We start from the raw sequence: 12,737 nt of genomic DNA on the forward strand, positions 1-12,737 counted from the left end.
CCCCGCCCGTGGTCCTGGCCGCTCCCGCACCGCGGGCCGCAGCCGGGCCTCCCGCCGTTCCGCCGCCAGCCCCCGCTGCCCCGGTACCCGCTGCGGTCCCGGTGGCCGCCGCTGCCCCGGTACCCGTTGCAGCTCCGGTAGCCGCAGCCGCCCCGGCACCCGCAGCCGACCCGGAGCCTACCCAGCCCCTGACCAAGACGCCGGCTTCACCGCGGCGATCCACCGCCGACCTCGAAGCGGCACCCTGGTGGACGACCCCGGCGCAGGCCCGGCTGGTGCCCACCGCGGAGGAAGAATCGGCCGCGCTGGGTCGCCGCACGCCGGTCGCCCCGCCGGGCCCGCTGAACACCGGTGTGGCACCACGCGCCGCTGTCCAGGGCTCCGCCACCCCGCTGGTGCCGAACGTTGCTCACGTGGCCGCGACGCCGTCCGAACCCGCACCGACCGCGCTCCCCGTGTCCGCCGCGACCGCGGCCGCGGCAACCGGCGCAGTCGCACCAGCGCCCAGCCAGGACGCACACGCCGCACCGGAGCCATCCTCCGACGCACCCGGCCCCCGCCGCCGCGGCCCTGCCGATGGCGCGCCGCCGCGCCGCCCCACCAAGCGCACCCTGCTCTGGGCCGGCGGTGCAGTGCTTGTCGTGCTCGTCATGGTCGGGCTGTTCTTCCTGGGCCAGAGCCTGGGCGGCACCCCGGTGGCCGCGCCCACCGCATCCGCCTCGGAGGAGCCGAGCGCCACCCCGACGCCCACAGTCACGGCAGCTCCCGAGCCCGCACCGACCGGCCCGCAGCCGGCCGGCGTGCACGCCTGGAACACCCTGTTCGGCACCGAGTGCCTCGAGCCGTACACGTCGCCGTGGGACGAAGAGTTCACCGTCGTCGACTGCGCCACCCCGCACACGGGCCAGCTCGTCTACCGCGGCATCCTCGAGGGCGAAAGCGGTTCACCGTTCCCCGGCGAGCAAGCGTTCGCCGACCAGATCAACGTGCTCTGCAGCGCCCCCGGCGTGATCGACTTCGAGGCCGCCGGCGCCTACGACGACGTGCAGCTGCAGGGCAGCTACCCGGTGACCGCCGAGCAGTGGGACGCCGGCGACAGGTACTTCTACTGCTTCGCGAGCCGTTCGTCGGGCGAGTCGCTCACCGCGACCCTGTCCCCGGCCGCCTGACCGGGCCCGCCGCGGCCACTCAGCACAGACAGAAAGCCGGGCCGGCGGGCCCGGCTTCCTGTATGACCGCGGTGTACCGGCGGCTAGATCTCGTCCGACTCGATCGGCCCCGCGGCGAGCAGCTGGTGCACGCCGTCGAGGATCTCGTCGGGGCGGAACGGGTAGCGGGCGATCTCGGCGGGGTCGCTGATGCCGGTGAGAACCAGCACGGTGTGCAGCCCGGCCTCGATGCCGGCCACGATGTCGGTGTCCATCCGGTCGCCGATCATGCCGGTGTTCTCCGAATGCGCGCCGATGCGGTTCATCGCCGAGCGGAACATCATCGGATTCGGCTTGCCCACCACATAGGGCTCCATGCCGGTGGCCTTGGTGATCAGCGCGGCGATCGCGCCGGTGGCCGGCATGGGTCCCTCGGCGCTGGGGCCGGTCGCATCCGGGTTGGTCACGATGAACCGGGCACCCTTGAGCAGCAGCCGGATAGCCTTGGTGATGGCCTCGAACGAGTAATTGCGGGTTTCACCGACCACGACGTAGTCGGGGTTGTTCTCGGTCATGATGAAGCCGGCCTCGTGCAGCGCGGTGGTCAGCCCGACCTCGCCGATCACGAAAGCCGTGCCGCCCGGACTCTGCTGCTTGAGGAAGTCTGCCGTGGCCAGCGCAGAGGTCCAGATGCGTTCCTCCGGAACGATGAGCCCGGACGAGCGCAGCCGGGCGGATAGGTCTCGCGGCGTGAAGATGGAGTTGTTGGTCAGGACCAGGAACGGCGTGCCCGCATCGGTCCACTGCTGCAGCAGTTCGGCTGCGCCGGGCAGGGCCTGGTTCTCGTGCACCAGGACGCCGTCCATGTCGGTGAGCCAGCATTCGATCTCGTCACGGGTTCTCATGACTCGCTCCTTCTTGTGGGACGCACTCGGGCGCAACCGGGGGACAGGCTGCGTCTCCAGACTATCGGGGAGAGGTTTGGGAGCGTCACCTGGATTCTGCATGGAGGATCGCCGTGTGGCCGGTCAGCGGGTGAGCCAGATGGCGCCGGCGGCGTCCGGAGCGAGGGGGTGCAGCTCTCCGGCGGGCAGGCGCACCGTGTTCGCGTCGACGACGGCCAGGCGGCTGCCAGGGCCGATGCCCGCGTCGGCGAGGGAGCGCAGGATGGTTGGATCGCGATCGCTGACCCGCAGCACGGTCCCGGCATGGCCGGGCGGCGCATCCGCGAGCAGGACCGCGGGCACCCGGGCGGTGGAGCCGTCGGCGGCGGGGATGGGATCGCCGTGCGGGTCGGCCGTCGGGTGGCCCAGATGGGCGTCGATGGCCTCGAGCAGCCGGTCGGAGATCGCGTGCTCGAGCACCTCGGCCTCGTCATGCACCTCGTCCCAGGTGTAGCCCAGCTCCCGCACGAGCCAGGTCTCGATCAACCGGTGCCGGCGCACCACGGCCGTGGCGCGCATCCGCCCAGCCGGGGTGAGGGTGAGCGGGCCATACGGCACATGGGCGATGAACCCGTCGGCGGCGAGCTTCTTCACCATCTCGGTCACCGACGACGGTGCGATGCCCAGCCGGGTGGCGAGGACCCGGGGCGTGATCGGGTCCGGCTGCCACTCGGTGTGCGCGTAGATCGTCTTGAGGTAGTCCTCGGCGGCAGGCGTGGTGGGTTTCATGGCCCCTTCAGGGTAGCTGGCCGCTTCATGCGGCGGTGAAGACGAGAACGAGCAGAACGGCGTTCAGGGTCACCAGCAACACCGCAGCCACAGCGCCGGCGGCCGTGGTGAACCAGCGGTTGGCGAACTCGCCAAGCAGGCCGCGCTGGGCCGTGAGCCACACCAGCGGAATGAGGGCGAACGGGATGCCGAAGGACAGCACCACCTGGCTCAGCACGAGGGCCTGGGTGGGGTCGAAACCTACGCCGAGGATCAGCAGAGCCGGGATCAGCGTGACCACACGGCGCAGCAGCAGTGGCACCCGCAATTTGAGCAGGCCGTGCATGATCTCGGCGCCGGCGTAGGCGCCCACCGAGGTGGAGGCAAGGCCCGAGGCCAGCAGGCCGATCGCGAACACCGTCGCGACAATAGGCCCGAGCGTGCTCTGCAGGGCCGCGTATGCGCCCTCGAGCGAGTCGGTGCCCGGCACCCCCTGCAGGGCAGAGGCCGCGAGCAGCAGGATGGCGAGGTTGACGGTGCCGGCGATGGCCATGGCGATCGTGACGTCCCACTTCGTCGCCCACAGCAGCCGCCGGGTGGCGACCTGCCCCTCCTGCATCGGGAACCTGTCGCGGGTGAGCGCGGAGTGCGCGTAGATGGCGTGCGGCATGATCGTGGCACCGAGGATCGACGCCGCCAGCAGCACCGAATCAGCGCCTTCGAAGCGCGGTACCAGACCGTCGAGAACCGAACCGGCGTCCGGCGGTGCGAAGAGCACCCCGGCGGTGAAGCCCACCGTGATGATCAGCAGCAGGGCCACGATGACCCGCTCGAAAACGCGCGGGCCGCGCCGGGTCTGCACGGTGAGCACGATCATCGAGATGACGCCGGTGATCACGCCGCCGGCCAGCAGGGGCAGACCGAAGAGCAGGTTGAGGGCCACGGCACCGCCGATGATCTCGGCCAGGTCGGTGGCCATGGCCACGAGCTCGGCCTGCACCCAGTACAGCCGGCGGGCGGCGGGACGCCGCAGACGCACACCGAGGATCTCCGGCAGGCTGGTTCCGGTGACGATGCCCAGCTTCGCCGACAGGTACTGGATCAGCCAGGCCATCAGGTTGCCGGCCACGACCACCCAGACCAGCAGGTAGCCGTACCGGGCCCCAGCGGTCATGTTGCTGGCCACATTGCCCGGGTCGAGATAGGCCACCCCGGCCACCAGCGCCGGGCCGAGCAGCCAGAGCAGCCGGGTCGAGGCCACCCCGCTCAACGAGGGCGGGGCGGCAGGTTTCGCGACGGCAGCGGTGGCGGCAGGGTCAGATTGAGGCATGCCTAAATGCTAGCCAATGTTTAGGCGAACCGAAACCCCCTGGTGCGGATGCCGCGCCCGTCGACGGCGCCGCCGCCGAAATCAGTCGCCGATGACGAGGACGAGACCGCTGGGGCTGTTCGCCTGGGCGAGGAATTCGCTGATCCGGTCGCGATCGAGGGCGGGCGGGCGGGCGGTGCGATAGTGAAACTGTACGGAGATGCTCGGGGTCAGCCAGATCATGGTGCGGCTCTCGCCGGTATTGGCCGGGTAGCCCCAGCTGAAGTAGAACGACTGTTGAAGCCGGAACTTGGCACCGACCACGGCCTGCAGGTGGCCGAGGAGGGCGTCGTCCAGGGTCAGGGTCAGAGTGGAGTCGTAGATGAACCGCCCCACGTCAGATGCCCGCCCGCGGCCGACGCATCGCGAGGTGCGTGAGCGTGATCGGTCCCTGGTCCATCGCGACGCCCCCCGGGCCGTGTGCTGATGCCGCTCTGCGCGGTCACCCGCCGTCATCCGAATATCAATGTATCGAGAGGCACAGCGGCTCTGCAGCCCCCAATCCGGGGCAGTCGCCCCGGGAGTGGGCTACTCGCGCACGTCCTGGGGCAGTTCGACGGCGGGCACGGTGGCCGTGCCGCGCGTGCGAAGGGCCTCGCGCCCGGCCTTGACGAGTTCGGAGAGGATCGGGATGCCCGAGAGCAGCACGATGCCGATGATGAAATATTCGGAGTAGTCGGCGACGAACTGGATCTGCCCGAGCAGGAAGCCCACCATGGTGAGGCCGACACCCCAGGCGAACGCGCCGATCAGGTTGAAGGTCACGAAGGTGCGGTAACTCATCTTGCCGACGCCGGCGGCGAGGGGTACGAAGGCGCGGAAGACGGGCAGGAAGCGCGCGATGATGACGGCCTTGCCCCCGTGCTTGGCGAAGAACGCGTTGGTGCGTTCAACATTCTTCGGGTTGAAGAACCGGTTCTGCTCGCGCGCGAAGACGGCCGGTCCGGCCTTGCGACCGACGCCGTAGGCCAGCTGGTCACCCGCGAACGCCGCGACGAAGATGATCGCACAGGTCACGAAGATGGGGAACGGCACGTCACCGGTGGCGGTCAGCAGTCCCACGGTGAAGAGCAGGGAGTCGCCCGGCAGGAACGACAGCACGATGAAGCCGGTCTCGACGAAGACCACGGCGGCGACGCCCAGCAGCACGAAGGATCCGAACCAGCCGATCAGCCACTCGGAGTCGAGGAAGTCGATGCCGAAGAGTGTGGGATGCATGGAATTGCCTTCCGGTCGGGGTCATGATTGCGGTCTCGATCGGATGGCGCCGGCGCGAGGACGTGGTCGAAACCGCTCGGGCCGCCGGCTGAAGCTCACCCTGCCACCAAGGGTAGCGAACCCGAGGTGAACGGAAGCTGGGTGTGCGGCGGGATACGGTTGTGCAGTGCCAGAACCGTTGAATCCCACGCCAGAGCTGTCCACCAACGGGGTCGGCCCCTGGGTCGGCGAGTGGCCGGACGAGCCGTACTATGACCGCGAGTTGCTCGAGCAGGGCGACACCCGCAACGTGATCGACCGGTACCGGTACTGGACGATGGCGGCGATCGTCGCCGACCTCGACGAGAAGCGCAATCCGTTCCACGTGGCCATCGAGAACTGGCAGCACGACATGAACATCGGCTCCATCGTGCGCAGCGCCAATGCGTTCGGCGCCGATACCGTGCACATCATCGGCCGCAAACGCTGGAACAAGCGCGGCGCCATGGTGACCGACCGCTACCAGCACGTGCTGCACCACCCGGATGTGGCGGCGTTCGTCGAGTGGGCCCACACCGACGGCCTGCCCATCATCGCCATCGACAACCTGCCCGGCAGTGTGATCATGGAGACCTTCAGCTTCCCCGAGCGCTGTGTGCTGCTGTTCGGCCAGGAGGGTCCCGGCCTCTCGCCGGAGGCCGTGGCCGCCGGTGACGCCCTGGTGGAGATCAGCCAGTTCGGCTCGACTCGCTCGATGAACGCCTCCGCGGCGGCCGCGGTCACCATGCACGCCTGGATTTTGCAGCACAAATTCTGACCCGTCCGGCCCGGCCGAGGGCTAGCGTGGAGTCATGACTGCGATCACCGACGATCTCCCTGCCAGACTCCTGCACGAAGCCCACGAGGGGTGGCGCGCCATCCTCGCCGGCAAGGGCGGTGACTACTACCAGCGCACCATGACCGGTGACGGCCTGCTGATCCTGCCGGGGGTGGTGCTCGGCCGCGACGACGTGCGCGCCGCGTTCAAGGCCGCCGCGCCGCTGGACCGGTACGAACTGCACGAGCCGGCCGTTATCCGGTTGGGCGAGCACGCGGGGGTGCTGGTCTACCGGTCCATGGCCTGGCGTGGCGAGACCGCGACCGAGCTGCAGATGTCCACCACGTACCTCTTCGACGAGGCCAACGGCGGCTGGGCGATCGCGGCGCACCAGGAGTCGCCGGTCTGACCGCGCTGCCACAGCCGCGAAGGGCGGTGGGGTAGACCCCGCGCTCGCTGCACCCCGTATGGCCCAGTGCGCCCGTTATAGCGGTCGCACTGGGCCATAACTGTTGCAATGACGGTCTCGGGCCGCTGACTTGCACTACTTTTCGTAAAGTGCAACACTGCACTCTATGTGTGAAAGTGCAACTCCATCCCGCGTTGAGCGACGGATGCGTCAGACCGCCGTCAATCTGACGGCGGTTTCGCGTCGGCTCACGGCCGAACGCGGCCTCGCGGGGTTCACGATCGAGGAGGTCTGCGACAGCGTCGACGTCTCACGGCGCACCTTCTTCAACTACTTCGCCAGCAAGGAAGACGCCGTCATCGGCGCCAATCCCGACGACGAATACCGCCGCTTCGCCGAGCAGTTCCATGCCCGCGGCGCGGGCGAATGGCCACGGGTGCTCAACGACCTCATCGACCTCGCCATCGAGCACATCGAGTCCGAGGAGATGGATCCCAGCGTGCACACGGACCTCATGGCCGCCCTGGAACGCGAACCCCGCCTGCTCGCCCGCTTCATCGGCATCTCCCGAGACCGCGACCGGCAGTTCCGTGGTCTGATCGCCAACCGGCAGGGCGTCGGCGAGAACGACCCGCGCGTTGTCGCGATCGTGGGCATCCTCAGTTCCCTGATGAAATCCTCCGCCGACACTTTCGTCGATCCGGTGAATGACCAAGACTTCGCCACCATCCTCACGTCCTCGCTCGCCGCCATGCGCCTCGTCCTGGCCGTACCCACCTCCTGAAAGGCAACACGTCGTGACCACCACCTCCGAGGCGCCGCTCCTCCTCACCAAGCGGCGAATCTGGATCATCTTCGGCGCACTGATCGCCGGCATGCTCCTGTCCAGCCTCGACCAGACCATCGTCTCCACCGCGATGCCCACCATCGTGGGCCAGCTCGGCGGTGTGGAACACCAGGTCTGGCTCACCACGGCCTACCTACTGGCGACGACCATCGTGATGCCCGTCTACGGCAAGTTCGGTGACGTGCTCGGCCGTCGCAACCTGTTCCTCATCGCGATCGCCCTGTTCACCCTGGCCTCGGTCGGTTGCGCGTTCGCGGGCGACTTCACCCAGCTGGTGGTCTGGCGCGCCGTGCAGGGCCTCGGCGGCGGTGGCCTGATGATCCTCTCCCAGGCGATCATCGCCGACATCGTGCCGGCCTCCGAACGAGGCAAGTACCTCGGCCCGCTCGGCGCCGTGTTCGGCCTCTCCGCCGTGGGCGGCCCGCTCCTTGGCGGCTACTTCGTCGACCACCTCACCTGGCAGTGGGCGTTCTACATCAACATCCCCGTGGGCATCATCGCCTTCGGTATCGCCTGGTTCACCCTCAGGCTGCCCAGCAAGAAGGCCACCCAGCCCATCGACATCCTCGGTGTCGTGCTCCTGTCGGCGTTCACGACCTGCCTCATCTTCTTCACCGACTTCGGCGGCGACTCCGCCCACGGCTGGGCCGCCATCGAGACCTGGCTGTTCGGTGCCGGTCTCGTCGTCTCCGCGCTGCTCTTCGTTCTTGTCGAGGCACGCGCCACCGACCCGATCATCCCGCTGTCGCTGTTCCGCAACCCCACCTTCGTCAACGCCACCGCGATCGGCCTCACCCTGGGCCTGGGCATGTTCTCGGCGATCGGGTTCGTGCCCACCTTCCTGCAGATGTCCTCCGGCACATCGGCGGCGGCATCCGGCCTGCTGATGCTGCCGATGATGGCCGGCCTCATCGGCACGTCGATCATCTCGGGCATCGCCATCACCAAGACCGGCAAGTACAAGATGTTCCCGATCCTCGGGACGATCCTCACCGCGCTGGCCATGGTCGCCATGACCACCCTCGCCGCCGAAACACCGATCTGGCTGATCTGCGTCTACCTGTTCGTCTTCGGCGCCGGCCTCGGCCTGATCATGCAGGTCGTCGTCCTAGTGGCTCAGAACTCGGTCGACCCGTCCCAGATCGGCACCGCGACGAGCACGAACAACTACTTCCGCGAGGTCGGAGCTGCTCTGGGCGTTGCGGTGTTCGGCACGATCTTCACCTCCCGCCTCACCGAGAACCTCACCGACGTCTTCGCCGGCGCCGGGGCGAGCGCGGCGGATGCGGCCGACGCGACGGCCCGTATCGACCCGCAGACCCTGAACGCCCTGCCGGACGTCGTGCGCGACGGAGTTGTGGCCGCCTATGCGGATGCCCTGGCCCCGGTGTTCTGGTACCTGCTGCCGTTCATCGGGCTGGCCTTCATCCTGTCTCTGGTGCTCAAGCAGATTCGTCTGTCTGACATCGCCGGCATGGTGGCCCGCGGCGAGGCCGTCGGCGGGGCGGAGGCGGAGGCCCTCGAAGCCGCTCACCACGGCAACCCGAAGACGCACCCGGCCGTCGGCGCCCCCGCGGATGCCGACAACGCGGCGTCGGTGGAGGAGCCCCAGCCACGCTAGATCGCTGAGTTGCGTCAGAATGCCCCGTCGCAGCATCCGAAGGGGCATTTTGATGCAAGTCGCCGCCGAGCCCGGCATGGACTTCGGCCGAACTGCCCCCTCGATGCCCGCCAAGGGGCCATTCGGGGCAACTCGAGGCCGCCGTTTGTGCCGAGATGCGCGCGGGGGACTAGGCCAATGGTCCCGTTCGTTCGGCCCACGGTGGCCGTAGCCTGATCCAAGGCCGGTCTGGAGTTCCTTCAGGAAAGTGTGCGGCTTTTCCGTGTCTCGACCGCAAAGGCCCGTTCCATGTCGCTCACCGCCCCCGCCCAGCCCGCCGTCGTCACCACCGATGAGATCTTCGCCGCCCACGAGGGCGGCAAGCTGCGCATCGAACTGGCCCGGCCCATCGACACCCGGCGAGACCTGGCCATCGTCTACACCCCGGGCGTCGCCGAGGTCAGCCGCGCCATCCACACCGATGCCGCCGTCGCCGCGCCGTACACCTGGGCGAGCCGGCTGGTGGCTGTCGTCAGCGACGGCACCGCGGTTCTGGGCCTGGGCGACATCGGTCCGGCCGCCGCCCTGCCCGTGATGGAGGGCAAGTCGGCCCTCTTCCAGCGCTTCGCCGGGCTGAACTCGATCCCGCTGGTGCTCGATACCACGAACGTCGACGAGATCGTCGAGACCCTCGTGCGCCTGCAGCACAGCTTCGGCGCCGTGAACCTCGAAGACGTCTCGGCGCCGCGCTGCTTCGAGCTCGAGGCCAAGCTCATCGAGGCCCTCGACATGCCCGTCATGCACGACGACCAGCACGGCACCGCCGTGGTGGTGCTGGCCGCGATCACCAACGGCGCCAAGGTGCTCGGCCGGGACCTCGCCGGCCTGCGGGTCGTCGTCTCCGGCGCTGGTGCCGCGGGAATCGCGATCGCCGCGATCCTGCTGGAGGTCGGCATCCGGGACGTCGTGCTCCTGGACTCCCGTGGCATCCTCAGCAGCCACCGCATCGACCTGACGGGCGTCAAGGCCGAGTTCGCCGTGACGTCGAACCCCCGCCAGATCGACGGCGGCCCCGCGCAGGCCCTCGCCGGCGCCGATGTCTTCGTCGGCGTCTCCTCCAGCACCGTGGAGGAATCCCTGCTCGAGACGATGTCCGATGACGCGATGATCTTCGCGCTCTCCAACCCCGACCCGGAGGTGGCACCCGATGTAGCCGGCCGCTATGCCAAGATCGTGGCGACCGGACGCAGCGACTATCCGAACCAGATCAACAACGTGCTCGCCTTCCCCGGCATCTTCCGAGGTGCCCTGGATGCTGGCGCCCGCCGCATCACCACCGCCATGAAGATCGCGGCCGCGATGGCCATCGCCGATCTGGTCGGCGACGACCTCGCCGCCGACTTCATCGTGCCCAGCCCGTTCGACGAGCGTGTGGCCGACGCCGTGGCCGCCGCGGTGATGGCCGCCGTCTAACCCCAGACCCGGTGGCCCGGCCGACGGTCGCAACTCTCTCGTCGGTCGAGCTTGTCGAGACCCGGTGACCCTGCCCGCGGTCTCGTCGACCAGCGGAGTGCGTGCGCTGCGAGGTCGTGCGGAACGTGTCAGAACAGGGTGTCGTGCACCCGGTCGAGCGGGAGCAGTCCCGTCAGGGTGACCCGCAGCCCGGCCAGTCTGGGCACCGACGCGTCGGCCAGCAGGTCGACGGCCGCAGCGAGCCAAGCCTCCCGCCCGGTCGTCGCGGCCACGAGGGTGCGCCTGAGCACAATGGCCTTCCCGCCGGTCTCCGGTCGCAGGGTGAGAGTGATCCCCGTGCCCGCGAGCCCGGCCCGTTCGGCGCGCTTGCAGAGCCGCTCGACACAAGCCAGGGCCAGCTCGGTCGGCGACGCGTCCGGCCGCGCGTAGCCGGCCGTGGATCCCTCAGCGGAGAGGGAGGAGCGGAGCTCGACCGGTCGCACCACTGCATCGTCGGTGCCCTCCCTAATGCGCCACAGGCGTCGGGCCATCGCGGTGCCGCAGACGTGCTGCAATTCGTTCTTCGGGATGCCATCGACGTCGCCAAGCCTGAATACCCCGATGCGAGTGAGCCTCACGAGCGTGGTGGCGCCGATTCCCCAAACGTCTGTCATCGGCAGGTTGGCGCGCAAAACGGCTTCCTCCCCGGACTCGATCACCGAGAGGCCATCGGGCTTCGCCCGGCGCGACGCGAGCTTTGCCATCAGCTTGGTGCTGCCCACCCCCACGCTGATGGTGATGCCGAGTTCACTGGATACCCGCCGGCGCAGCGCGTGGCCGGCGTCGATGGCTCCTGCCCAGTCGGTTGCGCCGACGTCGAGGAAGGCCTCCTCGATCGAGCCGGGCTCCACTGCCGTGGCGCAGTCGTGGAAGATGTCGAACAGGGTGTCGCCAACCTCCTCGATCTCCGCACGCGGCACATCGATCAAGGTCACCTCGGGGCACTGCCGCAGCGCTTCCTGCGCCAGCATTCCGGAGCGGACCCCGCGAGCGCGCGCCGGGTAGTTGGCGCTGGCTATGAAGACATGGGCCACGACGGCCACGGGCGCTGCGGCCAGCTCTGGTCGTGAACGCAACGCGACCGAGGCGAAAAAGGCGTCGGCGTCAGCGAGCAGAACCGGGCGTGCCGTCATGTGCTGTCCCCCAACCTCACGCCACAGGTATCTCCGTAGTACATGTGTTCGATTGTAGCCGAGGGTGCAATCCGCTCGTAGGCCTGCCGGGTGGCTCGCAACGGTCAGGGATGACCTCAGCCGATCAGGCTGGGCTTGAGGTCGCGCAGGGTGCGGAAGTGCGTCATCCGCACCACGCCGATCGCCGCGAGGACGAGCGCCCCGGTGAGCCACAGCAGCAGCACACCGGCGTCGTTCAGCGCGGTAGCGGGGTTGCCGCCGTACATCAGCTGGCGGATGCCGTCGACGGCGTAGCTCATCGGCACCACGTGGTGCAGGAACGCCAGCGGCGCCGGCAGGGTCTGCCAGGGGAAGGTGCCGCCGGCGGTGACCAGTTGGAGAACCATGAGCACCAGGCCGACGAACTGGCCCACGCTGCCCAGCCACACGTTCAGCGCGAGGATGATTGCGGCGAAGGTGAGCGCGGCCAGGCCCATCATGCCGTAGGTGCCCGCCGGGTTGTGCACCTCGAAGTGCAGCACTCCGGTGAGGATCCCGAACAGAGCGGCCATCTGCAGCAGGCCCAGGATGCCGGGGGTCAGCCAGCCGGCCAGGGTGATCTTGAAGGGGGAGTGCAGGGCAGTGATGGCGCGGCGGGAGACCGGCTTCACGATCAGGAACAGGGCGTAGATGCCGATCCAGCCGGCGAGGCTGGCGAAGAACGGGGCCAGGCCGGCGCCGTAGGTACCGGCAGAGGTCACCGCGGCCTTCTGCAGGTTGACCGGGTCGGCGATGGTCGAGCCCTGCAGATCGCGGGTCTGGGCGTCCGTATCCGGGATGCTGTCGACGCCGTCGGTGAGCCCGTCACGCAGTGTGCCTGCGCCGTCCCTGAGGTCGACGAGGCCGTCGCTGAGCGACGAAGCGCCGGTGGCGAGGGTCTCGGCCCCGGACCTGGCGGAGTCCGCGCCGGTGCGAAGGGTGGCCGCCCCGGCAGCGGCGGCGGCCGCGCCGGTGCTCAGCGTGGCGGCGCCGTCGGCGGTCTGGCCGGCGCCGGCGGCCAGACTGCTGGCTCCA

At 69.1% G+C, this 12,737-nt stretch carries 12 protein-coding genes and 1 pseudogene; 6 read left to right on the forward strand and 7 right to left on the reverse strand.

Features of this window, described 5'->3' with window-relative positions; translation table 11 throughout:
* Positions 1-1,169, forward strand: a pseudogene (locus E3O42_RS17940) (septum formation family protein); the annotation flags it as partial.
* 83 nt (positions 1,170-1,252) lie between these two features.
* On the opposite strand, the gene E3O42_RS05870 reads toward E3O42_RS17940, so the two are convergent.
* From E3O42_RS05870 to E3O42_RS05890, 5 genes are all read right to left on the reverse strand, one after another.
* A complete protein-coding gene (locus E3O42_RS05870) occupies positions 1,253-2,053 on the reverse strand; it encodes an HAD-IIA family hydrolase (RefSeq protein ID WP_134453047.1) in 801 nt (266 codons plus the stop codon).
* Between the two features lie 123 nt (positions 2,054-2,176).
* Positions 2,177-2,821 (reverse strand): metal-dependent transcriptional regulator, encoded by a 645-nt coding sequence (locus tag E3O42_RS05875; RefSeq protein ID WP_134453048.1) that lies wholly within the window; start codon positions 2,819-2,821, stop codon positions 2,177-2,179.
* A gap of 25 nt (positions 2,822-2,846) precedes the next feature.
* Positions 2,847-4,130 carry an Nramp family divalent metal transporter gene (locus E3O42_RS05880; protein WP_134453049.1) on the reverse strand — a complete coding sequence of 428 codons (1,284 nt, stop codon included), beginning with the start codon at positions 4,128-4,130 and terminating at the stop codon, positions 2,847-2,849.
* 81 nt (positions 4,131-4,211) lie between these two features.
* Positions 4,212-4,505, reverse strand: coding sequence for a DUF7882 family protein (locus E3O42_RS05885; protein WP_134453050.1), 294 nt, complete (start codon positions 4,503-4,505; stop codon positions 4,212-4,214).
* A gap of 192 nt (positions 4,506-4,697) precedes the next feature.
* Positions 4,698-5,387 carry a DedA family protein gene (locus tag E3O42_RS05890; RefSeq protein ID WP_134453051.1) on the reverse strand — a complete coding sequence of 230 codons (690 nt, stop codon included), beginning with the start codon at positions 5,385-5,387 and terminating at the stop codon, positions 4,698-4,700.
* Between the two features lie 166 nt (positions 5,388-5,553).
* Between E3O42_RS05890 and E3O42_RS05895 the strand changes: the two genes are divergently transcribed.
* From E3O42_RS05895 to E3O42_RS05915, 5 genes are all read left to right on the forward strand, one after another.
* Positions 5,554-6,183: a TrmH family RNA methyltransferase gene (locus E3O42_RS05895; RefSeq protein ID WP_134453052.1), complete on the forward strand. Its 630-nt coding sequence runs from the start codon at positions 5,554-5,556 to the stop codon at positions 6,181-6,183.
* Between the two features lie 34 nt (positions 6,184-6,217).
* Positions 6,218-6,592 carry a DUF4440 domain-containing protein gene (locus E3O42_RS05900; protein WP_134453053.1) on the forward strand — a complete coding sequence of 125 codons (375 nt, stop codon included), beginning with the start codon at positions 6,218-6,220 and terminating at the stop codon, positions 6,590-6,592.
* A gap of 205 nt (positions 6,593-6,797) precedes the next feature.
* Positions 6,798-7,376, forward strand: a complete 579-nt coding sequence (locus tag E3O42_RS05905; protein ID WP_166787908.1) for a TetR/AcrR family transcriptional regulator — start codon at positions 6,798-6,800, stop codon at positions 7,374-7,376.
* Positions 7,377-7,389: 13 nt separating this feature from the next.
* Positions 7,390-9,060, forward strand: a complete 1,671-nt coding sequence (locus E3O42_RS05910; protein ID WP_241984663.1) for an MDR family MFS transporter — start codon at positions 7,390-7,392, stop codon at positions 9,058-9,060.
* A 288-nt stretch (positions 9,061-9,348) separates the two neighbouring features.
* Positions 9,349-10,512, forward strand: coding sequence for an NAD(P)-dependent malic enzyme (locus E3O42_RS05915; RefSeq protein ID WP_134453056.1), 1,164 nt, complete (start codon positions 9,349-9,351; stop codon positions 10,510-10,512).
* A 128-nt stretch (positions 10,513-10,640) separates the two neighbouring features.
* Here the strand turns inward: E3O42_RS05915 and E3O42_RS05920 are convergent, their stop codons facing one another.
* Both E3O42_RS05920 and E3O42_RS05925 read right to left on the reverse strand, forming a co-directional pair.
* Positions 10,641-11,684, reverse strand: a complete 1,044-nt coding sequence (locus tag E3O42_RS05920; RefSeq protein WP_134453057.1) for a Y-family DNA polymerase — start codon at positions 11,682-11,684, stop codon at positions 10,641-10,643.
* Positions 11,685-11,800: 116 nt separating this feature from the next.
* On the reverse strand, positions 11,801-12,737 hold a 937-nt coding region (locus E3O42_RS05925; RefSeq protein WP_166787909.1), incomplete at its 5' end, for a YhgE/Pip family protein.

It is taken from the genome of Cryobacterium adonitolivorans (genome assembly GCF_004402695.1).
Classification (GTDB): Bacteria; Actinomycetota; Actinomycetes; order Actinomycetales; family Microbacteriaceae; genus Cryobacterium; species Cryobacterium adonitolivorans.

Excerpts from the sequence above, each read along its gene's own strand:
- E3O42_RS05875 (WP_134453048.1), bottom strand. The coding sequence starts at position 2,821 with ATGAAACCCACCACGCCTGCCGCCGAGGACTACCTCAAGACGATCTAC.
- E3O42_RS05890 (WP_134453051.1), bottom strand. The coding sequence starts at position 5,387 with ATGCATCCCACACTCTTCGGCATCGACTTCCTCGACTCCGAGTGGCTG.
- E3O42_RS05905 (WP_166787908.1), top strand. The coding sequence starts at position 6,798 with ATGCGTCAGACCGCCGTCAATCTGACGGCGGTTTCGCGTCGGCTCACG.
- E3O42_RS05920 (WP_134453057.1), bottom strand. The coding sequence starts at position 11,684 with ATGACGGCACGCCCGGTTCTGCTCGCTGACGCCGACGCCTTTTTCGCC.
- E3O42_RS05915 (WP_134453056.1), top strand. The coding sequence starts at position 9,349 with ATGTCGCTCACCGCCCCCGCCCAGCCCGCCGTCGTCACCACCGATGAG.
- E3O42_RS05880 (WP_134453049.1), bottom strand. The coding sequence starts at position 4,130 with ATGCCTCAATCTGACCCTGCCGCCACCGCTGCCGTCGCGAAACCTGCC.
- E3O42_RS05870 (WP_134453047.1), bottom strand. The coding sequence starts at position 2,053 with ATGAGAACCCGTGACGAGATCGAATGCTGGCTCACCGACATGGACGGC.
- E3O42_RS05900 (WP_134453053.1), top strand. The coding sequence starts at position 6,218 with ATGACTGCGATCACCGACGATCTCCCTGCCAGACTCCTGCACGAAGCC.